The 21998-nt window shown below is 66.7% G+C and carries 20 protein-coding genes and 1 pseudogene; 14 read left to right on the top strand and 7 right to left on the bottom strand.

Annotated features, from left to right (window positions below; genetic code table 11):
- Positions 1–150: 150 nt before the first annotated feature.
- Together AMD30_RS09305 and AMD30_RS09300 are read left to right on the top strand one after the other, a co-directional pair.
- Positions 151–627, top strand: a complete 477-nt coding sequence (locus AMD30_RS09305; protein WP_010842512.1) for a DoxX family protein — start codon at positions 151–153, stop codon at positions 625–627.
- A 182-nt stretch (positions 628–809) separates the two neighbouring features.
- Positions 810–1250, top strand: coding sequence for an SRPBCC family protein (locus tag AMD30_RS09300; protein WP_055475429.1), 441 nt, complete (start codon positions 810–812; stop codon positions 1248–1250).
- Positions 1251–1403: 153 nt separating this feature from the next.
- Here the strand turns inward: AMD30_RS09300 and AMD30_RS09295 are convergent, their stop codons facing one another.
- Positions 1404–2291 (bottom strand): DUF5996 family protein, encoded by an 888-nt coding sequence (locus AMD30_RS09295; RefSeq protein ID WP_010842510.1) that lies wholly within the window; start codon positions 2289–2291, stop codon positions 1404–1406.
- Positions 2292–2480: 189 nt separating this feature from the next.
- On the opposite strand from AMD30_RS09295, the gene AMD30_RS09290 reads away from it, so the two are divergent.
- The 5 genes and pseudogenes from AMD30_RS09290 to AMD30_RS09270 all read left to right on the top strand — a co-directional run bounded on the left by AMD30_RS09290 (position 2481) and on the right by AMD30_RS09270 (position 6150).
- Positions 2481–2831 carry a hypothetical protein gene (locus tag AMD30_RS09290; protein WP_152467747.1) on the top strand — a complete coding sequence of 117 codons (351 nt, stop codon included), beginning with the start codon at positions 2481–2483 and terminating at the stop codon, positions 2829–2831.
- Between the two features lie 149 nt (positions 2832–2980).
- Positions 2981–3789: pseudogene (locus tag AMD30_RS09285) on the top strand (SDR family NAD(P)-dependent oxidoreductase).
- Positions 3790–4141: 352 nt separating this feature from the next.
- Positions 4142–4840 carry a PE-PPE domain-containing protein gene (locus tag AMD30_RS09280; protein ID WP_231632673.1) on the top strand — a complete coding sequence of 233 codons (699 nt, stop codon included), beginning with the start codon at positions 4142–4144 and terminating at the stop codon, positions 4838–4840.
- Positions 4841–4944: 104 nt separating this feature from the next.
- Complete coding sequence (locus AMD30_RS09275; protein WP_010842508.1) at positions 4945–5475, top strand: hypothetical protein; 531 nt, start codon at positions 4945–4947, stop codon at positions 5473–5475.
- A 63-nt stretch (positions 5476–5538) separates the two neighbouring features.
- Positions 5539–6150 carry an AAA family ATPase gene (locus AMD30_RS09270; protein WP_010842507.1) on the top strand — a complete coding sequence of 204 codons (612 nt, stop codon included), beginning with the start codon at positions 5539–5541 and terminating at the stop codon, positions 6148–6150.
- 46 nt (positions 6151–6196) lie between these two features.
- Here the strand turns inward: AMD30_RS09270 and AMD30_RS09265 are convergent, their stop codons facing one another.
- Entirely contained in the window at positions 6197–6595 is a 399-nt protein-coding gene (locus AMD30_RS09265; RefSeq protein WP_231632672.1) for a GNAT family N-acetyltransferase, read from the bottom strand.
- A 237-nt stretch (positions 6596–6832) separates the two neighbouring features.
- On the opposite strand from AMD30_RS09265, the gene AMD30_RS09260 reads away from it, so the two are divergent.
- Positions 6833–7126, top strand: coding sequence for a hypothetical protein (locus tag AMD30_RS09260; protein ID WP_055475428.1), 294 nt, complete (start codon positions 6833–6835; stop codon positions 7124–7126).
- 12 nt (positions 7127–7138) lie between these two features.
- Here the strand turns inward: AMD30_RS09260 and AMD30_RS09255 are convergent, their stop codons facing one another.
- On the bottom strand, positions 7139–7579 hold the full coding sequence (locus AMD30_RS09255; protein ID WP_035717329.1) for a MarR family winged helix-turn-helix transcriptional regulator: 441 nt from the start codon (positions 7577–7579) through the stop codon (positions 7139–7141).
- A 108-nt stretch (positions 7580–7687) separates the two neighbouring features.
- On the opposite strand from AMD30_RS09255, the gene AMD30_RS09250 reads away from it, so the two are divergent.
- A complete protein-coding gene (locus AMD30_RS09250; protein ID WP_035717276.1) occupies positions 7688–9814 on the top strand; it encodes an MMPL family transporter in 2127 nt (708 codons plus the stop codon).
- A 57-nt stretch (positions 9815–9871) separates the two neighbouring features.
- Here the strand turns inward: AMD30_RS09250 and AMD30_RS09245 are convergent, their stop codons facing one another.
- Genes AMD30_RS09245 through AMD30_RS09230 form a run of 4 tightly spaced genes read right to left on the bottom strand, consistent with a single transcriptional unit; the run spans position 9872 to position 15150 of the window.
- A complete protein-coding gene (locus tag AMD30_RS09245) occupies positions 9872–11581 on the bottom strand; it encodes an ATP-binding cassette domain-containing protein (protein ID WP_051129794.1) in 1710 nt (569 codons plus the stop codon).
- Positions 11578–12480: an ABC transporter permease gene (locus tag AMD30_RS09240; protein WP_010842501.1), complete on the bottom strand. Its 903-nt coding sequence runs from the start codon at positions 12478–12480 to the stop codon at positions 11578–11580. Before AMD30_RS09240 ends, AMD30_RS09245 begins: the two co-directional genes overlap by 4 nt.
- 1 nt (position 12481) lies before the next feature.
- Positions 12482–13558: an ABC transporter permease gene (locus tag AMD30_RS09235; protein ID WP_010842500.1), complete on the bottom strand. Its 1077-nt coding sequence runs from the start codon at positions 13556–13558 to the stop codon at positions 12482–12484.
- Positions 13558–15150, bottom strand: a complete 1593-nt coding sequence (locus AMD30_RS09230; RefSeq protein ID WP_010842499.1) for an ABC transporter substrate-binding protein — start codon at positions 15148–15150, stop codon at positions 13558–13560. The genes AMD30_RS09235 and AMD30_RS09230 overlap by 1 nt, the downstream gene beginning before the upstream one ends.
- Positions 15151–15397: 247 nt before the next feature.
- Here AMD30_RS09230 and AMD30_RS09225 point away from each other — a divergent pair, with 247 nt between their 5' ends.
- From AMD30_RS09225 to AMD30_RS09205, 5 genes are all read left to right on the top strand, one after another.
- A complete protein-coding gene (locus AMD30_RS09225; RefSeq protein ID WP_010842498.1) occupies positions 15398–16597 on the top strand; it encodes a GNAT family N-acetyltransferase in 1200 nt (399 codons plus the stop codon).
- A 61-nt stretch (positions 16598–16658) separates the two neighbouring features.
- A complete protein-coding gene (locus tag AMD30_RS09220; RefSeq protein ID WP_010842497.1) occupies positions 16659–17909 on the top strand; it encodes an acyl-CoA dehydrogenase family protein in 1251 nt (416 codons plus the stop codon).
- A gap of 2 nt (positions 17910–17911) precedes the next feature.
- Positions 17912–18808 (top strand): LLM class flavin-dependent oxidoreductase, encoded by an 897-nt coding sequence (locus AMD30_RS09215; protein WP_010842496.1) that lies wholly within the window; start codon positions 17912–17914, stop codon positions 18806–18808.
- 58 nt (positions 18809–18866) lie between these two features.
- Positions 18867–20162, top strand: coding sequence for an NtaA/DmoA family FMN-dependent monooxygenase (locus tag AMD30_RS09210; protein WP_010842495.1), 1296 nt, complete (start codon positions 18867–18869; stop codon positions 20160–20162).
- Between the two features lie 166 nt (positions 20163–20328).
- On the top strand, positions 20329–21957 hold the full coding sequence (locus AMD30_RS09205; RefSeq protein WP_010842494.1) for an APC family permease: 1629 nt from the start codon (positions 20329–20331) through the stop codon (positions 21955–21957).
- The last annotated feature ends 41 nt before the right edge of the window (positions 21958–21998 follow it).

The following is a 21998-nucleotide window of genomic DNA, read 5'->3' as shown; positions in this document are numbered from 1 at the left end:
AGCACCTTCGCCATCCTGCGGGAATCTCGACACGACGGGAGCCCAGGAGCCGACACGCCGCAGGTGACACCCCGGGAGGCGTAGAAGAGCGCATGTGATGTGGGTCGCTAAAGCAGTCGTGAAACGAGACCACCGTGCAATAGTTAGGCAATGCTTGCCTTAACTGAGAGTGCTCGTCCGTGGCTGATCGGCGTCTACCGCATCGTCGTCGGTTTCCTTTTCTTCTGTCACGGGACGACGACGCTGTTCGCGTGGCCGATCGAACCGTACGGTGGCTCGACAGCAGAGTTCGGCGCGTGGCCGTCGTGGTGGGCCGCCGCGATCCAGGTGGTCGGCGGACTGCTCATCATGACCGGCGTCGGAACCCGGGTTGCGGCGTTCGTCAGTGCGGGAAGCATGGCGGTGGCCTACTTCTGGAAGCACCAGGGCGACGGGCTGGTGCCGATTCAGAACGACGGTGAGTCCTCGGCGCTCTTCTGCTGGGCGCTTCTGATCCTGGTCGTCATCGGCCCGGGCAAGCTGACCGCGCAGTCCATTCTCGATCGTCTACGCGGCAACGCGACCCCCGCGAATCAGACAGACACAGAGTCGATCTCGGAGCCACCCGAAACGTCGATGGTCCGATAGTAGGACACCGGCAGGACAATAAATCCCGACCAAAGCCCTCCACTCGGCCGTCGCCCGGCCTTACAACCGCGCGCGCCGATGAATTCTGACAGTCGCGAGGGTCTGCCTCGGTGTGGACAACGTCGTCCGCACCGAGGCAGACCGATGTCCACAGACATCGACGACCAGAAGGCAGGCTCACGATGACCGACGCGACCGGGGCGACCCTCACCTATATCTTCGGAGCTTCCCCTGACGCGGTGTTCGACGCGTGGACGACACCGGCGCTCTTCGCGACCTGGTTCGGCGGCAGCACAAACGAGGTGCCCGTCGAGTCGGTCGCGCTCGACGCCCGATCCGGCGGCACTTGGGCCGCAACGATGATCGTCGCGGAAGAAATGCCCGAATTCCATTGGCGTGGTGAGTACGTGGAGGTTGCGCGACCGAACAAGCTCGTGCTGACGATGACGGACGAGCCCGGTGACGAGCGCGAACTTCTCACCGCGGACTTCATCGCCGTCGATGCCGGTACCGAACTCCGGTTCAGCCAGACCGGCGGGAACCTCACGGACGAGCAATACGACTACGCCGCCGCCGGCTGGCGCGCGGCGTTCGAGACGCTGGACTCGCTACTGGCCGACTGACCGACCCGCCGGTGTCTCGATCCTGACCCGAGGCTGCGGGCTGCGGGCATCGGACTGGCAGACTTCGTTTCGTCGACGCGACCCCGACCGAAGTCGCGTCGACGAAACGAAGTCCGGGTGTCCGGTCCCGACTGTCGATGGCCTGGCCCGCGCCTACTCCCAGCCCGCGGTCTCCGCCGCCGCCTGATGGGTTTGCCGAAGGAAGTTCAGAACCATGGCGTCTGGGTCCTCGGCTTGGCGCACGAGGTGATACGGCAGAACGTATTCCCCCAGCGCGGCATCCCAGCGGGCCGGGGCCTCGACCGCAGGGTGGGTGTCGTAGCCCTCGGGATGCGGGTACGCGTATGCGTAGAAGGCGCCCTCCACGGCGCCGCCTGGCCAATATCCCGCGCTCGACACCTCGTCGCTGTAAGCCTCGTGCATCACCCAGTCGGGACAATTCGGCACCCCACCGGGATGTTGCGGCGCACTGCGTCCCGAGAATCGCGTGACAGCCAGATCGAAAGCGCCCCAGAAGAAGTGCACTGGTGACGACTTTCCCCGGAACTCGCCGCGGAACGTCGACAACACACGATGAGCACTGACGAGCGACCGCCAGAACCTCGACACGGCCTCTGCGTCGTACGACGAGTGGGCGGTGTCCTCGGCGAACGGGGTCGCCTCGGGCAATTCGACGGGGGTCGCGACGATGTCGATGTCGAAATCCAGATCGGTGAGGTGCGACGTGTACTCGGTGTAGAAGTCGGCCACCGTCCGAGGTTCGAGGTTCATTCGACGAGTGGTTCCGTCGGTCACCAAGAGGAGCAATTCGTGGTCCAGGAAGTCGAAGCGGATCTCGAGACCGCGGCCTCCGACGGCCATCAGCGATGTGGTGAGTCCTCGCGCGTCGACATATAACGGCACTCCCCACCAGTGATTGACCTCCGGACCGAGGGCCAGGCGCGTCTTGCCGACGATCTGGGTCCACAACTGCACTGTGTCCCTGGTATCGATCCACGAATCCACCGGTAGCGCGGGCCATGCCTCGTATTGCGTCTCCATGCCCCCATGATCCCGGACGCGTCAACTCGACGAGCGCGCCCCAGAATGCCCACGAGGTCGGGGCTGGGTGATGACTACACGGCGGCGCCTGCCACCTGTGGAGTCGGCAACAGGAGGGTCGAAGGACCGCTTAACCTGTCGGGATCAGAGGCGCCACGCTACGTGTGCGCCGTCACCGAGGAGGGCACATTGCCGCGTATCACGTTGGGAGCGATTCTGGTCTTCGTCGCGATCGGGAGCACCATGGTTGCCGCGCTGCTCGGGGCACCGGACTGGTTGATCATCGTCGTACTCACCGTGCTCTCCGTCTTTGCTCTCGTGCTGCCGACGGCGATCCGCGAGTTCGGACGGGATCAACCGACGTCGGTCGGCCGGTCGGGGCTCGGGAATCCGGCGGGTCCGCGTCCGACGCCGACGCAGTGGCGTCGACATGCCCAGAGCTCGGATTCGTCCTCGGGGTGGTTCGGATTCGATGGCGGCTGGTCGGGCGACGGCGGTTCTGATTCCTCCGGCGGAAGCTCGGGTGGCGGAGGAGACTGAGCGGCCAGAGGCGGCTCAGCGACCGGTCGGGGCCGCTGTCAGGTCGTCGACACGATCCCCCGGTTGGCGGCATTGACGTGATCAGAAGAGGAGACCCGGTGAGCAGGATCAGAACTGATCTGACGGCGGTTCTCGGCAGGAGCGTCGGTATGGCACTGCAGCGCCGCACGCTGCTACCTCGGGCAGTTTCCGAGGCCATCGCCGGCGAAGGACGCAGTGTCCGTGGACTCACCGTCGTCGTGACCGGCGCCTCGGCGGGGATCGGACGGGAATCCGTACGACAGCTCACCGCACGCGGCGCGCATGTGGTGGCCGTGGCACGACGTCGGCAAGAACTGAGCGAGCTGTCCGACGAGACCGGCTGCGACTACAGACTCTGCGACCTTTCCGACGAGGCCTCGACCGCTGAATTGATCGACGAACTCCGACAGGATCCGGTCGACGTACTGGTCAACAACGCGGGCCATTCGATCCGACGAACCATCCTCGTCTCCGCCGACCGGTTGCACGACTACCGCGCACCATCCGTCTCAACTACCTCGCCCCCGTCCAACTGTCTCTCGGCCTGCTGCCGGACATGATCGACCGTCGGTCAGGACACATCGTCAACGTGTGCACGTGGGGAATCATGGCGAACACCTTTCCCAGGTTCTCGGCCTACGCTGCGTCGAAGAGCGCACTGGCCATCTTCGGCCGGAGCCTCAACGCGGAGAACCCTCATCCACACGTTCGGGCGACGAACGTCTACTTTCCACTAGTACGAACCGAGATGATCTCGCCTACAGCGGAATACGACAACACTCCGGCGCTCAGCGTTGACGAGGCCGGCCGGTGGATCGTCCGCGCGATCACCCACCGTCCGACCTCCGTGGCGCCGGCTGCCGTACGTACACTGCTGCCGGTCATCGATTATTTCGCACCGACGGCCGCCGACAAGGCGATCGCGTCTATCACCTGACGGCCTGCGGACAGCCTCTCATCCGCTTCTGCGGCAACCGAGCTGTTGCCCGGCATGAAGCCGGAAGAGTCATCGTGGACCGATCAGGCCTATTGGAATCACGACGACAGCGAATTGCGCTCATACGGACCGCCGTCCCTATTTTCATTTGTTCCGGTGTCAATTCTCGGTGTGATAGACAGTGGTGAGACCTCAAGGCGGCGAATAGACGATGAAACGACATATGCGGGTACTTCTGGTCTCGATACTGGCAATTGGGATCGGACAATGGTCGCCGGTCGTCGCCGGCGCGGCACCGGGCCCTGGAGGTGCCACGGTCCTGACACTGGACCCGGCGTTTCGGTCGCTACCGATGAACTGGCTCCGCGGGGAGCTGTTCGCAGCACCGAATCACGTTGTGAATGTGCCGTACAACAACTTCCCGGGCGCGACGAACACCCACCGCGGACGAGACAAGCTCAACGAGATGCTGCACGAGATCCCAGGGCGGAAGATCGTGGTGGGCCACAGTCAGGGTGCGCAAGTTCAAGACGACTGGCTACGCACTTACGGACCGACCAGCGACATCGACCCCGCCACAGTGATGTTCGTGCTGACCGGTGATCTCGAATCGAAGTACAACGGCTGCGCCAATCAAGGCGGATGCCGGGCCGACTATGGCGGGAACAACTTCCCCGATGACACCCGGTACACCGTCAAGGTCGTTGCGAGACAGTACGACTACTGGGCCGACGCACCCAATCGTGATCTGATGACCGACGCTGCTCGTCGCAACCACAGCGCGTCGAACTCTGTTGGCGGACAGGGCGAAGGCCGACCCGTCCACAACGACTACAGCATGATCGGGCTCGACGATCCGGCCAACAAGACCTTCGTCGAAGGCAACGTCACCTACATCCTCGGGTCGCCGGCCACCTACTACCTGCCGATGGTCACGCAGATGTGGACAACCGCCGCCCGAAAGGCGGTCGAGGACGCCCGACTTCGCCCAGAGGTCGAGAAGGCCTACGACCGGCCGATGGGGGATCCACCAGCACCCTCGGGTAGCTGACCCCGGCAACCATCTCGCGTGGATCAGGTGGAAACCGACGTCGAAACGGACGCCGAGATCTACCATCAGTGCACAATCGGACGATGTGGTGAGCGAGGACCGGCATGAAGAAGACTCTGAATTCTCTGTCCGAGAGCGACTATCTTCTCGTCCGTGAGACCAAGAAGTCCCAGATGGCCGGGCTCGACGAGGACGGGCTGATCGACCTCCACTCCCGCATCCGCCGCGCACGCAACAAATACGTCACCTTGTATCGCCGAGCAGGAGCGGAGAAGGTCAAGGCCAAGGGCGGCCGTGGCAGCGCCAAAGCGGCGAATGTCCGGAACGCCGCGAAAGCCGAGGTGTTCGAGGACGCGCTGAGTCGAGTGAGTCGGCGACTGGCTCGGGTCTCCCGCGACGCCGCGCTCGAGTTGAAGGCGGAAAGACTGGCACGCGCGCGTAACGATGAACCAGCGTCGGGCAAGGGCGGCAAACCGGACAAGAACGCGAGGGACGGTAAGGGCAAGGTGAACTCGTCGGGACGAATCCGTACGGACGACACGCGCGATTCGCCGGGCCGGAAGAAGTACGAGGCGTCGACCATCGCGGCCGGTGCGCGCCGTCAGACCAAGAAGGACCGGCGTCACGACTCCTGACGCCGGCGGGCGTTGACGGTCGCCTCGGTCTGCGACGTGCCCACCCGCCGGTAGCCTCGGCGCATGCTGATCTGGATCAACGGCGCCTTTGGCGTCGGCAAGACACAGACCGCCCACGAACTCCACCGCTGGCTGTCCGCGTCGCATGTGGCAGATCCCGAACTCATCGGATTCGCGATGCACAAGATGCTGCCGGCTGCTCGGCGCGACGATTTCCAGGATCTACCGCAGTGGCGAACGAGTGTCACACAGATCCTCGCCGACGCTGATCGGTCGAGCGGCTGCCCTGTGATCGTTCCCATGACGCTCGTCGACACCGACTATTTCGACGAGATCATCGGCGGACTCGTCGACCACGATGTCGATCTCAGGCATTACAGTCTGACGGCTTCCGTCGAGGTGATCCATCGACGGCTCAGAGCACGCCTCGCTCACCGGCTCGGCTCCATCGTCGGCGTCGACGAGACCTGGGCGATGCGCCAGACGGAGAGATGCGTTGCTGCGCTACGCGAGGACCGATTCGCAACCCACGTACCCACGGACGGACGCAGCGTCGACGACGTGGTCGAACACATCGCCGACGCTGCCGGACTCGAGCTCGTTCGTCCGCGACTGACTTCGGCGCGGTATCAGCTGCGCCGAGCAACCGTTGCCGTCCGTCACATCCGATGGTGAGCCGCCCGATCTTGTAGTGACAGTGGGGATATGGCGCCGACTATTGCTACGAAATCCCGGGCCGCCGAAGGTGCAGCAGGGGGAACGGCCGGCCGTCGGAATCGAGAGGCGAGCGTCCCACCTGTTCGAACCCTCTGCGGCGATAGAACTCCACCGCACCCGGATTCTGTTCGTTGACGTCGAGCTCGTCGACGCCCGCGTGTTCGACCGCATGATCGAGCAGCGCCGTGCCGACGCCCCGCCCGTGGGCGGCCGCGTCGACGAACAGCATCTCCAGCCGGTTGTCGGCGTTTCCACTGAAGCCGACGACCACTCCATCAACCTCCGCCACAACGATCTCGACCGCCGGAAAGAAATCACGCGCGAGCCGATCGGCAAAACCGTCGATGTCCGCGGGAGTCAGAAAATGATGCGTCGCCTCGACCGCCGAACGCCACACGGCCACGAGACGGTCGGTGTCGGCCGGCTCGCACGGTCGTAGTCTCACCTCAGCCACGATGTCCCCGAACGCGTTTCTGCCGGTGAGCCAAGGGTCGCCGAAAGAGGCCGATGAAGCACGGTCGGCACTGTAGCGGGCACCGCCGTCGCAGGACAACGTAATACGATCTCCCGCAAACCTCGGCGTCGACGGTCGCGCCGGATATCGTGATGACGACACATCCGCAGGGACGAGGGGTAACAGGTGCTCGAGATCCATGGTCTGTCGAATGAAACGGTCGTGCTCGACGGGGACTGGTTCGAAAAACTCCGGGGCGGAACGTCGAAGACCCGGTTGCCGGCGGCCTCGTTCGTCTCCGCGGAGATCACGGAGACCGACCGACGGAAAAAGCTGTTCGGCGGCGAACGCGAACAACTCCTCCAGGTCACCCTCACCTTCTCGCGTCCGCCGTTCGTCGGCCTGATGACGTCTGCCGACAACCGCGCCAAGGTCGACGCGCTCGTCGCCGGACTCGAAGCCGCCCGCGACGCCGGCTGAGCCCAGCCCGCGTCATGGTGAACCCGCGCCCCGATCCTGTTGCACGCGAATCAATTCGAGTAGCAACCGGCGGAGCTCCGGTTCGGATTCACCGATGGACGCGATCAGTGCCGGATCGGTTCGCTCGCGCTCGAGCAGGGCGTGATAGACCTCGGTCCCGGCCGGCGTCGAGCTCACGTGCTTGCGGCGCTCGTCGTCGGGGTCGATCTGGCGTTGCACATAACCCATGCGTTCCAGTCGTTCGATGGTGCGGCTCGCCGTCTGGTCGGTCACCCTCGCCTTCTTGGCGATCTCGCGCTGGGTGGCCGGCCCGGTGCTCACCACGTGCAGTACGACGAGTCCGGCGCTGGAGATGTGATACTCCCGCAGCACGGCCTCCCAGGCATGCTCGACAAGTCTCGCCGCCGCCGACAGCAGCCGGCCGGTCGGCCACCCGTCCATCCCGTCGTCCATCGTGTCCTGCCGATTCTCGTTGTCACACCGCACAGACTTGCAATTGTTCAGCCTGCTGAACATCATGGTGCTGTCCCCGGCCCGCCGCAACCAACGAACGGAAGCCCCGTGAACCCACCCACCCCTTCTCAGCGAGTCAGTCGCCTGCGATGGATTCTGCCAGCCCTGTTGGTCATCGGATGGCTGGCCCTGGGCTCCGTCGGCGGGCCGTTCGCCGGGAAACTCGGCGACGTGCAGGCCAACGACAACACCTCGTTCCTACCCGCATCCGCCGAGGCCACCGAGGTCTCCCGACTCGAAGCCGACTTCGTCGACTCCTCTGAGATCCCGGCGGTGGTCGTCGCCGAACGTACAAGCGGCATCACCGACGCCGACCTCGCGTTCGTGTCCGACGCCGTGGCCACGGTGGCCGGCACCGACGGGATCTCTGAACGAACGTCGCCGCCGATCCGCTCGCAGGACGGTCAGGCCATCCAGATGATCGTGCCCGTGGACTCCTCGGGCGAGGTATCGGAGAGCATCGAGGCGCTGCGTGCGGAACTCGCGAACGGCCCGCCCGAGGGGCTGTCGGTGTACGTGACCGGGCCCGCGGGCACCGCCGGCGATCTCACCATCGCATTCGGCGGAATCGACGGGCTGCTGCTCCTGGTTGCCGGTGCGGTCGTGATCCTGATCCTGATCGTGGTGTACCGCAGTCCCATTCTGCCGTTCGTCGTCATCGTGTCCGCCGTGTTCGCGCTCGGACTGGCGAGCCTGCTGGTCTACGTGCTCGCCTCGAACGACGTGCTGACCCTCAACGGTCAGAGCCAGGGCATCCTCTTCATCCTGGTGTTCGGTGCGGCAACGGACTACGCCCTGCTACTGGTGTCCCGCTATCGAGAAGAACTACGCGTGACCGACGACAAGTACGACGCGATGAAGGCCGCGTGGCGCGCCACTCTCGAGCCGGTCGCGGCCTCCGCGGGCACGGTCATCGCCGGCGTCCTGTGCCTGCTGCTGTCGGACCTGAATTCCAACCGCGGACTCGGCCCGGTAGCGGCCATCGGTATCGCGGCATCCTTCCTGGCCTCGATGACATTCCTTCCCGCGGCTCTGACCCTGCTGGGACGCACCGCATTCTGGCCGAAGCGTCCGGTCCTCGATCCCGACTCGGCGCAGCGAGACGACAGCAGCAACCATCGTTTCTGGGGCGCCCTGGCGAATCGGATCGGGCGACACCCCCGCCGCTTCTGGGTGGCCACCACGCTGCTTCTGGTCCTCTTCGCGTTGTTCCTCCCCCAATTCAAGGCCGACGGCGTCGCGCAGTCCGACACCTTCCTCGTGCCGGTGGAGTCACAAGAGGGCCAAGAGGTACTCACCGCCCACTTCGACGCCGGGGACGGTTCGCCCGCGGTCATCATCGCCAACGGCGCCTCGTGGCAACAGGTTCAGACCGCCGCAGCGAACGTCGAGGGCGTGGCCGAGGTCGTTCCGGTCACCGACCCGGGGGGCGCACCCAAGACCGTCGACGGACGGGTCGCACTTCAGGCGACCTTGACCGACCCGGCGGATTCATTGGCCGCCGAGGAGACCATCGAGCAACTTCGCGACGCGGTCGGGAACGTGAACGGCGCCGACGCGCTCGTCGGTGGCCCGACGGCGGTCGACCTCGACACCAAGACGACGGCCATCCACGACCGGAATCTGATCATCCCGATCGTCAGCATCGTGGTGCTGCTCATCCTGTGTGCGCTCCTCCGCGCGATCGTGGCCCCGATCCTCCTGATGGCCACCGTGATCCTGAGCTTCGCCGCGACGTTGGGAATCTCGTCGATCGTGTTCAACCACATCCTCGGGTTCCCCGGCGCAGATCCGGTCGTACCGCTGTTCGCGTTCGTGTTCCTGGTGGCGCTGGGCATCGACTACAACATCTTCCTGATGACCCGCGTCCGTGAGGAGGCACTCCAGATCGGCACGCGCCGAGGTGTTCTCCGTGGACTCACCGTGACCGGCGGAGTCATCACCTCCGCAGGTGTGGTCCTCGCCGCGACGTTCTCGGCGCTGGCAGTCATTCCGCTGATCTTCCTGGCGCAGATCGCGTTCATCGTCGCCTTCGGCGTTCTCCTCGACGCACTGATCGTGCGGACGCTCCTGGTCCCCGCGCTCGTCTACGACATCGGCCGACCGGTGTGGTGGCCGAGTGCGCTGGCCAAGAAAGAGGACGTGCCGGAAGACAAGGAGCTGGTGGGCCCGTAGGGACACCACGACAGCGGCGCGAGTTCCCGTCGGCGGTCGGTGCTGCCGGTCCAGCGATCAGCGGACCGGCAGCACCTTGTCCACACGAACAGCCGGCCGCAGCGACCGCGGTCTCGGAGACAGCACCGCGTCGACGAGACGTCGTGTGACGGGATCGCGGTCCGGAGCACGGAAGTCACGCGCCTCGAACCGGTCGACAACCCGTCCCCCGTCCAGAACCACGACATCGTCGGCAAAAGCCTGTACGACGGCGAGGTCGTGAGCGATGAGCACGTAGTCGACCGATGTCGTCGACCGCAGGTCCGCGAGGAGTTCGAGGATCTCGTCCTGAGTCGTGACGTCCAGAGCCGACGTCGGTTCGTCCAGGATCACCAGGGCCGGCTCGACCCCGAGCGCCCGGGCGATGCCGACCCGCTGGCGTTGCCCGCCGGACAGCTGGTGAGGGTATCGGTCGCCGATGACCGAGGGATCGAGTCCGACGAGATCGAGGAGTTCGTCGGCACGCCGACGCGCTGCCGGACCAGAAGCCACCCCGAGCCGGCTGATGGGCCGCGAGATCTGTCCGCTCACCCGGATCCGCGGATTCAGCGCACTCCCGTGATCCTGGAACACCAGCTGCGCGTGCCGTGCGCGTTCGGCATCCCGCAGTCGCGAGATCTCGATCTCGACTCCGTCGCGGTGGATGGTCGCCGATCCCCGGGAGGCCGGTTCGATCCCGGCGAGAATGCGGGCGAGCGTGGACTTCCCGGACCCGGATTCGCCGATCAGCCCGAGTGTGCGTCCGCGGTCCACCCGAATCGACACGTCGTCCAGCGCCGCGAAATCCTCGCTTCGCCCGCCGGTCGCGGGGAACACCTTCGACACCCCGGAGATCACCGCGGCCGGGGCGGTGGCGGGCCTGGATGTCTCACGCTCGCCGAGGTGCGCGTCGGCGGAGAGTTCGGGAACCGCCGAGATGAGCCGCCGCGTGTACTGGTGTCGCGGATCTGTGAGCAACTCGGCCGTGGCGCCGTACTCCACGAGACGGCCGTGCCGGAGAACCGCGACCGAGTCACTCAGGCGTGCGACGACGCCGAAGTCGTGGGTCACCAGCAGTACCGCCATGCCGAGCTCCCGGCGCAGGCCGTCGATGAGGTCCAGGATGTGGACCGACAGGGTCGGGTCGAGTGCGGTCGTCGGCTCATCCGCGATCAGCAGATCGGGCTCGGGCAGGCAGGCTGTGGCGATCATGACCCGCTGCCGCATCCCACCGCTGAGCTGGTGCGGATAACTGCCCAGGACACGTGCTGCGTCGTGGATACCCACGCGCGCCAGCCACTCCGCGGCCAGCTCGCGGGCGTCCGCCCTACTCGACCGACGGTGCAGTCTGATCAACTCGATCAGCTGGTTGCCGATCGTGAACGACGGGTCGAACGAGGTCGCCGGATTCTGGAAGATCGTCCCGATTCTCTTGCCTCGCAGTGTGTTCAGTTCACGTTCCGGCGCACCGACGATCTGCCGCCCGTCCAGTGAGATCGATCCGGTCACCTCGGGCCGAGCACTCGCCGGCAGCAGACCGGCTATCGCGGACGCGGTGACGCTCTTACCCGAACCCGACTCCCCGACGAGGGCCAGGACATGGTCGGCGGGCAAGTCGAGACTCAGGTCGGTGACCGCGTCCACACCGCCGTCGCGGTGGGGAAAGCGAACTGACAGGTGATCGATGCGCAGTAGCGAAGCACCGGGCTCCGTGGCGCGGGCGGCGACATCGTGGTGGGTGGCGGTCATGGTCGAGGACTCCATCGCGGGTCGAGTACGTCACGTAATCCGTCGCCGAGCCAGTTGAACGCCAGACCGACGACGAGGATCGCGATACCCGGGACGATCGCCACGAACGGGCTCCCCGAGATCAGGACCTTGGCGCCTTCGGCCACCATCCGGCCCCAGTCCGGGGTCGGCGGCTGCACGCCGATGCCGAGTGCACTGAGACTCGAAGCCAACACGATCAGGATCCCGATCAGACTGGTCCAGTAGACGATGATGGTCGCGCCGACGTTCGGCAGGATCTCCGACCGCAGGACCGTCCACGACGACGCTCCCAGACCGACTGCGGCGTCGACGTATTCGAGTTCACGCTGCCGACGCGTCTCGGCGTGCACGATACGCGTGACGTACGGGACGGCTGCGAAGACGACCGCCGAGGCCACCACCCAGACCCCCATGCCGATCACCTCGGCCAGTGCGAACGCGACGATGACGACGGGGAAGGCGAACAGGATGTCGGTGATGCGCATGACCGCCGAGGACAGCCACGACCGCGACCATCCGGTGAGCAGGCCGATCACCGACCCGATCAGGACCGCGACCGAGGTGGCGATCGCGGTCGGCCCGATCGTCGCCCGACCACCCCAGATGAGGCGGCTCAAGATGTCGCGACCCTGCTCGTCGGTACCGAACAGATGACCCTCGGTGCCCGGTGTCAGGTACCGCGACGCCGGATCGCCGACGGTGGGGTCATGGGGCACGATCCACGGCGCCAGCACCGATACGACGATGACCGCCGCCAGCACCGACACCGCGACGACGAGTTGCCGGTGATGGGTCCACGCCGGGCGCCGCGGCCGACGTCGAGGGACCGGGACGCCGGCGTCGACCGTGCGGTCGACTGATTCCTCGGACAGGGACACGTCAGCTCCTCAGGCGCGGATCGAGTAGGTCGCCGACGACATCGGTGACGAGGTTGACGAGGACGAACACCACGGTGACCAACATGACGCCGCCCTGGATGACGGGATAGTCGTGCGCACTGATGGCGTTCATCAGGTCGGTGCCGACACCGGGCCAGCTGAAGACGAACTCGACGAACACCGCACCGCTGAGGAGTGTCCCGACCTCGAGACCGGTGGTGGTGACGATGATCGGCGCGACATTGCGCCCCACGTGCTTGACGAGGATCCGCCGTCGCGGCATGCCCTGGCTGCGCAGTGTCCGGATGTAGTCCGACTCCATGCTCTCGATGACCCCGGCACGGGCGAAGCGCGCCAGGATCAGCATGGAGATGAGCGCGGCGGAGAACGCCGGGAGGATGAGGTGATGGAACAGGTCGCCGGCTCCCCCGTCGCCCGAGGCGTCACGCATGCCGGTGGCGGGCAGCACCTTCCACTCCAGGGCGAACAGCCAGATCAGCAGCAGCCCGAACCAGTACACCGACAGGTTGGAGCCGACCTGCACGAGCAGCATGATCGCCCGGTCGACGAACCGGTTGTGGTTGAGTGCAGCCACCGTCCCGATGAACACGCCGAAGACCACGAACACGAGCGCCGCGGCCGCGGTGAGGACGAGGGTGTTGCCGAACGCCGTACCCAAGGTGTCGAACACTGTCGAGCCGTTGATGATCGAGCGTCCACCGCCGTCGGTGAACAGACTCGACAGCCACGTGAGGTACTGGACCACCACGGGGTCGTTCAGTCCGAAGGCCTTCTGGAGGTCGGCCACCGCGTCGGGCGAGAGCACGCCGTGCAGGCTCGCTTTGACGGGATCACCCGGACTGGCCTTCCCGAGGACGAAGACCAGGATCGAGATGACGAACAGCACCGGCACGAGGAGGAGGACGCGGCCCGAGATCCGGAGCGCGAGACGGTGTCTTCGGGCCGCGCGACGGATCGTGGCCAACCGGACCGGCCGCTCCTCCACCGGCTCTCCGGGCTGCGGCGGAGGCGGTCCGGGCCGGGCGACGGTCTCGTTCGTGAACAGGGTCGTCGACATCAGCCCTCCTTCGACACCGGACCGAGGTCGTACCAGTTCGTGTTCGGCCAGACGAATCCGCGGACCTGCGGCGAGATCGCGTAGTAGCGGGTGAAGTTCACCGTGGGGATCACCGCGTGATCGGCGGCGATGACCTTGTCGGCGTTCTGCCAGTTCGCGATCCGGACAGCAGGATCGGCTGTGTACCGCGCGGCGCCGAGAGCACGGGTGATCGCCGGGTAGTCGACGTAGCGCTCACCGCCATTGGCGACAACGGTCGAGTTGAATCCCTCGAGGGCCCACTCCGGGTAGGTGCCGCCGTACTCGCCGAGATGGAAGCCGTCGTCGGGCTGCGGGTTGGAGATGCGCGACGAGTAGTTGCCGCGCTCGAGCGCGACTACCGGCGCGTTGATCCCGACGGCCTTCAAGTTCGCCGAGATTGCCTCTGCCTCGGGCTGACCCGCGAGGTCGGCGATGATGTTGAACGACACCTGACCGTTCCCGACGCCGGCCTCGGTGAGCACCGCTCGCGCACGCTCGGGATCGTAGGAGTAGTTCCGGAGGTTCGCGTCGTATGCCTCGTTGCCGGGATTGAGGAACGACCACAACGGCTGGGCGTGACCGGAGTAGATGTTGTCGGCGAGACCCTGCCGGTCGATGGCGAGCGAGACCGCCTCGCGCACCGAGGGATTCTGCGCCCACTTGTTGCCGAACAGGAACGACACGTAGTCCAGTTGCGCCCCGGTCCCCTTCGGCACCACCGCGCCCTGCCGTTCGAGCAACTCGACATCGGTCGGCTGCACTCGGGTGAGGATGTCGATCTCGCCACTCTGGAACGCGGCGAGCCTGCTCTGGTTGTTGGGGATGGTGCGGAACACCAGGCGCTTGAGCGCGGGAGACTCACCCCAGTAGCCGTCGAAGCGATCGAGAGTGATGTGGTCGTTGATCTTGCGCTCGACGAATCGATACGGCCCCGTGCCGGTCGGATGCTCGGACAGGCCGTCGTTGCCGTACTCCCGCAGGGCCGCGGGACTGAAGATCAGCGGCGAACCGATGGACTGGGCGAGCAGACGGGGAAAGCCCAGGTACGGGCGGTTGAACGTGAACTCGTAGGTGTGATCGTCGACGATGCGGGTGCTCTCGAGGTCGTTGAAGCGCGCCTTGAGCATCGCGGCACTCTTCTCGTCGTAGAACTCGAAGCCGGGGTCGGTGAACCGCTTGACATTGAAGTCGAGTGCGGCAGCGTCGAAGTCCGTTCCGTCGTGGAACTTCACTCCGCGTCGGAGGTCGAATGTCCAGGTGGTGGCGTCGGGAGTGTGTCGCCACGCGGTCGCGAGCCCCGGCGCCAACTCCGTGACGCCCTGGTCGCTCGACAGCACCTCCTGCACCAGCGGCTCGTAGATGTTCCGTGACGCGCGGAAGGTCTCCCAGAAGTACTCGCGCTGCGGGTCGATCGCCGTCGGTTCCGTGTAGAGACCGACCACCAAGGTGTCGGTGGGATTCTTCGAGGAGATCGAATCACCTCCTCCTCCGCAGGCGGTCGCGATGACGGCGACCGACAGTGTCAGGGCGGCAACGATGACGCCGCGACGACGGATCCGTTCGATGAGCATGGTGCTGTGGCCGTTCCTCGAAGGGGTGCGCCGCGATCGCCAGCGCACGTCGGGGGACGACGCTACGGGGCGGGCGCGTTCTTCGGCATGTCTTCGATTCAACGCGATCCGATGTCGGACAGAAGGAATATCGGCCTGGTAGGCGTCTCATATTCGGTTGCCACACACTATGATTCCCAATCTGGACAATCGAATCTCGGCGCGCGAAACAGTCGATTTCCATCGCCCGCACGCCGATACTCGGGCAGTGACCCTCGAGATCCGGAACTTGTCGACGCCAGAGGAAGTGCGGTCGGCGCTCGGCGCCTTCTTCCGCTCCATGGTGGGACTACCGCCGTCGACTCTCGACGCCGCCACGATCACCGACCCCGGGCGGTACATCGGCGCGCTCGACGAGGGCCGGGTGATCGGCGGAACCGACTCCTACAGCGGGTATCTCGTGGTCCCCGGCGGCACCCGGGTACCCCACGCCGCCGTGACGCACGTCGGCGTGCTGCCGACGCACCGGCGCCGCGGCGCGCTCAGACGACTGCTCGCAGCGCAGTTCGACGACCTCGCACGCCGTGGAGAGATCGTCGCGACGCTGCGCGCGTCGGAGGCGGTCATCTACGAGCGCTTCGGCTACGGAGTGGCGAGCAGCGCCCGCTCGGTGCGGGTGGATGCCCGGCGTGCCCGTCTCCGACCCACACATCCGGAGGGAGGCCGGAACGTCCTCGTCGACGACGCGGTGACCACCAGCCGGCTGCGAGATATCGCCGGGCTCGTCGAGTCGCCGGGCTCGATCGGTCTCCCCGAGCCGTGGTGGGAACTCCAGCGTCTGCGTCGTGCGGGTGATCCGGCCTCCGTCCACGTGGCGGTGCACCGCACCGGAGACGTGGACGACGGCTTCGTCATCTACCGCCCCGAGGGCTCCGACCACTGGTTCGAGAGCAGCGAACGGACGATCACGGTCACCGACTTCGTCGCCGCGAACGACTCGGCACGGGCCGGCCTGTGGCGGCACCTGCTCTCGCTCGACCTCGTGGACGTCATCGACATCGCGGCTGTCCCACTTGACGATCCGATCGTGGTCGCGGTCGACGACCGCCGGTCCCTCACGCTCGGGCCGGAACGCGACGAGACCTGGCTTCGACTCATCGACGTCGAGGCGGCGCTCGGTGCACGGGCATACGCCGAGGAGGACCCGGTGAGCGTCGCCGTCGTCGATCCGCAACTGCCGTCCAACTCCGGCATCTACGAGATCGGCTCGAAATCTGTGCGGCGCACCGACGCCCGGCCAGATGTCACGGTCGACGTGTCCGCGCTCGGCGCCACCTACCTCGGCGGCACCCGCTGGCGTCAACTCGCCGCGGTCGGCCGGGTCACCGTGCACCGAGACGACGCGATCCGTCGTCTCGACGTGCTGTTCGGCACCGACCGGCTGCCCTTCTCCGGAACCTCGTTCTGAGGCCGATGCCGATACCGGAACCCGTTCCCCGACAGACTCCCGACAAGAAAGCAGTGAGCACATGACCGACACCGTGGCGCCGACCGCGCCGGTGTACCTGCAGCCCGCAACGGCAACCGACACCGAACTGGACGAACGTTTCACCCCGATCTTCGAACGCATCGCCGCGGGCAACATCGACCGCGAGCGCCACCGCGAATTCGCCCACGACCAGGTGTCGTGGCTCAAGGCCGCGGGCCTGGGCCGGATCCGTATCCCCGTCGAGCAGGGCGGACTGGGCGCATCGCTCGAGCAGACCTTCGCCCTCCTCGCCTCACTGGCCGAGGCCGACGCCAACGTGGCCCACGTCTGGCGCAACCACCTCGCGTTCGTCGAGGACCGGCTCAACGCACCGCAATCGGCCGCCAACGACCGGTGGATCGACAGATTCCTGGCCGGCGAGTTCGTGGGCGGCGGTTGGACGGAGGCCAACAACGGCACCCTCGCCGCGATGGCCACGACCATCCGGCCCGACGGCGATCAGTACCGCGTGACCGGGGCGAAGTTCTACGCGACCGGCAGCCTGTTCGCCGACTGGCTCGACGTCATCGGCCGGACCGACGACGGAGCACTGCTCACCGCCCTCGTCCGCCGCGACCACCCCGGCGTCGAACTCGTCGACGACTGGACCGGTTTCGGGCAACAGACCACCGCGAGCGGCAGCGCGAACTACATCGACGTGCCGGCCGAGGACGGGAACGTCTTCCCGGTCGCCGAGCGGTTCGTGTACCAGGGGCACTTCTACCAGGTCGCGATACTCGCAGTCCTGACCGGGATCATCCGTGCGGCCTTGCGCGACGGCGTGATCGCCCTGCGCTCGCGCGGGCGCAATTACCCCCATGGTCTCGACCCGGTGCCTGCCTCGGATCCCCAGCTGCTGCAGGTCATCGGCAGCGTGTCGGCGCATGCATTCGCCGCGGAGGCGGCTCTGCGGCAGACCGCACGCGAGTTGGATCGCCTCGCCATCGCTCACGCTGCCGGCGACGCCGACGAGCGCGCGCTGCGAGTCCGGACTTCCCAGGTGGCCACCGACCAGGCTCAGCTGGTGATCATCGACGCCGCGCTGGACGCCACGACCACCGTGTTCGACGCACTCGGGGCATCCGGCGTCTCGACCACCACGTTGCTCGACCGACATTGGCGCAATGCGCGGACCCTCGCATCGCACAATCCGCGTGTATACAAGGCACGCATCCTCGGGGACTGGGTGGTGAACGGCACCGATCCGGTGCCCGACCTCTTCGCCGCCGGTCGCGGTGGACAGGGCAACTGACGATGGCCGAGCCCTACCTCGCACTCGGGCTGACCGGCACGGCGGTTCTGCGGCTGCTCGACGATCCGCAGCTGAGGGCCGAGTGGGACGACCTTCCGCTGGCGTTCTCCATCCTCGGGATCGACCGGCTCGACGGCCGTTCCGGTCCCACTGAGGTCATCGTCGACGGGAGTGCTGCCGCGGCAGTCCTTCTGGCGCGCACCGTGGCTGCGCGAGTCCTCGTTCCCGCACCGCCTCGTCGCGATCACCCGTACAACCTCGCCCGTCGCGTTGCATCCCTCGGTCACCTGTCGACCGGACGGAGCGGGGTGGTCTTCGGACCCGAAGATCACGCGGGCGCGTCCGGGGACCCCTGGTCTACCGGCGGGGTAGCCGCAGACACGTCCCCAGCGGGTCGCGCGGTCGCCGCGGCCCGAGCGGTGCGGGCCTTGGAACGTAGCTGGCCACTGGACTCGGTGGTGGGCGACCGCGAGTCGGGGATCTTCGTACGCTCGGACGAGATCGAACACGTCGACGTCGAGGGCGTCTTCCGGATCGCCGGCCCACTGACGGTCCCAGAGCCGCCGCACGGCCCGTCCGTCATCGGGTGGTACGCCGCCGGAGAGCACGACGACCCCGAGGCGGACGACGCGGTCGACCTCGTGATCGGCGGAAACGGCCCGGTCCCCGTCGTGGAACCAGGTGAGCCACTCCCCGGCGACGCGACGGGCGTCGTCCTCGCGTCCCGCACCGACACAGACCTCGCCGAGTTGCTGTCCACCGCGCGTCGATGGTTGGCCGACGGTGCTCGTGCCACCGAACGGTCGCAGCCCCTGCGCGCAGCCCTCTCCCTGCCGGCACCCCCGCGCGACCGCGGTCGGCCGGCTTTCGCTGTACCCCAGCCCCATCCGTGGCTGTAGTCGCCACCGACGAGCCCGGTCCGACGCCGGCACCCCGACACAATCTTCAGGAGTACCCATGACCGAGCGCCGCGACGGACACGTCATCCTCGGGATCAACGTGCTGGTCCTCGGCTACCTACCCGCCGCGTGGCAGTCGCCGGAACTCGACGCCTTGTCCTTCGTCGACCCCGCGTACTGGCGGCGGATCGGGGCGGCCGCCGAGCGCGGCACCCTCGACGCCTTGTTCCTGGCCGACGTCCCGGCCCTCGGCGATCCCGCCCACGACGCCAACCCCGCACACCTCGAGCCGACGGTGAACTGGGGTTATGTCGCCGGAATCACCGAGAACGTGGGACTGGTGTCGACGGCCTCGACGACGTTCAACGACCCCGTCGAACTCGCCGAACGGCTGTTGTCCCTCGACCACGCGTCGGGTGGCCGCGCCGCATGGAACATCGTCACCAGCCGTGGCACGGCGCCGGCCCGCAACTTCGGCCTGCCCGACGTCCCGCTCCGCGACGACCGGTACGAACGTGCCGCCGAGTTCGTCGGCGTCGTTCGCGCGCTGTGGGATTCGGCTGTGACCGGACAGGAGGTGCACCATCGGGGCGACTTCTTCTCGGTGGATGCGCAGCTTCGCGTGCCACCCTCCCGGCAGGGCCATCCGGTGCTCTTCCAGGCGGGCGGTTCGGCCAAGGGCCGCGCACTGGCGGGACGGGTTGCCGAAGGTGTGTTCGCCGCCGAACTGACGCAGGACAAGGCCATCGAACACTATCGCCTGGTCAAGGGGCTCGCCCGCGCCGCGGGCCGCTCCCCCGACGACGTCAAGATCCTCCCGGGATTGCTGTTGTCCCTGGGCAGTACAGAGGAAGAGGCCCGGCGGCGGAGCGATGACCTGCACGACCGCGGCCCGGCGTCGTACTCCCTCGGATGGCTGTCGCAGGCCATCGGTTATGACGCCACCAAGCTCGAACTCGACGAGCCGTTCCCCGAGGCCGTGCTGGCCGCCCCGGCGGACCTCCAGACCTTCGCCGGCAGTGTGGGTTTCCGCGAATCGATCGTCGCCCAGATCAGAAAGACCAACCCGACGGTTCGGGAATACCTCACACAGACACGCTACACCGGTTCCGGACATGCCGGTTTCGTCGGGACGCCGGAGCAGCTGGCCGATCACATCGAAGACTGGTTCCATTCCGGTGCGATCGACGGCTTCAATCTCCAACCGGATGTTCTCGTCGACGGCCTGGACGTGATCGTCGACGAGCTCGTGCCAATTCTCCGTCGCCGCGGACTGTTTCGACGCGAATACGACACGCACACGCTGCGGGACCACCTACGGGCGGCGTCACCCACTCCTGCCTGGGCCCTCTGACTTCTCGCCGAAATCGGAGAGAAAGAACCGCAGCGAGCGCAACGAGTTTCTCGGCGACCGAATCCGCGCATACTCGGTCCCGACCGTTATCACCTCGCGACAATCATCGAAACAGCTGCGCGCCAGCGTGTTCCGACGGCATCGCGATTCGAGAAAGCAGGGAGTCATGACCGCATCCGCGGAGACCCCACCGACCACCGATGCCGGCACGTCCCGGCCTTCTCCGACGGGCCCGGATTCGCCGGCACCATCGCCGACGACGCTGTCCCTCGGTGGACGCAACCTGACGTCCGCGGAAACCACAGGACTGGAGAAGGACGCGCTGGGCACCTGGGGCGTGTTCGCCCAGGGGCTCGCCGCGGCGGCACCGAGCGTCGCTATTGCCGTCGTACCGTTCGCGCTGTACACGGCGGCCGGTAAAGGGGCGGCCTGGGCGGCGATCGTCGGGCTGGTGATCGCTCTGCTGATCGCCGGCACGATCGGTTTCCAGGCCCGCCGCACGGTGTCGAGCGGTTCCCTGGGCACCTACACCGGTAACGGCCTCGGCCCGGGATTCGCGTTCGTCGCGGGCACCAGTCTGTTGCTGGGGTACATCGGTTTCGCCACCACCGGCACCCTCGGCGGCGTCCTGTACGTCGATGCGTTCCTGTTCGAGATCGGATTGGGCAGCGAGGCAACGTGGTTCAAGCTGCTCCTCGTCGTCATCGTCGTCGGAGTCGGCATCTACCTGCCACTTCGCGGAGCGACCCTCGCGGCGAGGTACGAACTCGCCTTCGAGGTGCTGGCACTGGTGTCCATCGCCGTCATCATCATCGCGTCGTATGTGGCCTACGGGTTCCGGTTCGACGCCGAGCAATTGAGCCTCTCCAATCTGGGTGACAGTTCGACATTCGTCGCGGCAGTCACCGCCGTGGGTGCCTATGCGGGATTCGAGAGCGTGGCATCGCTCGGCGCCGAGGCACGCGATGCGCACCGCACGATCGCCCGGGCACTGTTGCGCGTCGTGCTCATCATCGGGGTGCTCTACCTGCTGGCCACCTACCCCCAGGTGCTGCACTTCGACGGTTTCGACGGGGACAAGGCCGTCCTGCCCCAGCTCGCCGACGACACCGGGGTGGCGTGGATCAACCCGGTCGTGAGTGCGGCGGTGGCCATCGCGTTCATCGTCTTCGTCACGGCTGTCACCACCTCGGCCGCCCGGTCACTGTTCACCCTCGCCCACGAGGGAGCTATCCCGAAGGTGCTCGCGCAGGCGCACCCGCGCTATCGCACGCCGTGGGTCGGCATTCTCCTCGTCGGCGCGGTGGCGCTGGTGTTCGCCGTCGTCGCGACGTTCAGCTCGGCCGGGCGGCTGGTCTTCGATGTCTACGGCGCCTACGTGGCCAACTGGGGCTTTCTGATCAGCTACCTTCTCGTGGTCATCGCGACGCCGATCTGGCTGTATCGGATCAAGGCCCTCACACCGGTGCGCGCCATCGTCTCCGGTCTCGCCGCGCTCGGTCTCGGCTACGTCATCCTCAACAACGTCTACCCGCAGCCCGAGTGGCCGTTCAATGTCCTGCCGCTGGTGTATGCGGCCATCCTGGCCGTCGCGGTCGGCTGGTACCTGTACCTGCGCCGCGCACGCCCCGATGTGGCGCGCCGCATCGGTAGCATCCAGACGCTGTCGGTCGAGGAGTACGCCCGGCTCGCCGACCTCGGCATCGTCGAGGTCCTTCACGCCGACAGCGACTCCACCACAGACGATCACCGGCGCCCCGACACAGACCACTTCGACGCGGCAGCGCGTCACTGATGTCGAGCCCGGCCGACCCAGGGACCTGGGCGCCGTCCCGC

Origin of the sequence: Gordonia sp. HS-NH1, assembly GCF_001418765.1 — a bacterium.
GTDB lineage: Bacteria > Actinomycetota > Actinomycetes > Mycobacteriales > Mycobacteriaceae > Gordonia.
The sequence above is the reverse complement of the archived record's forward strand: the minus strand, read 5'-3'. Positions and strand labels throughout refer to the sequence as shown.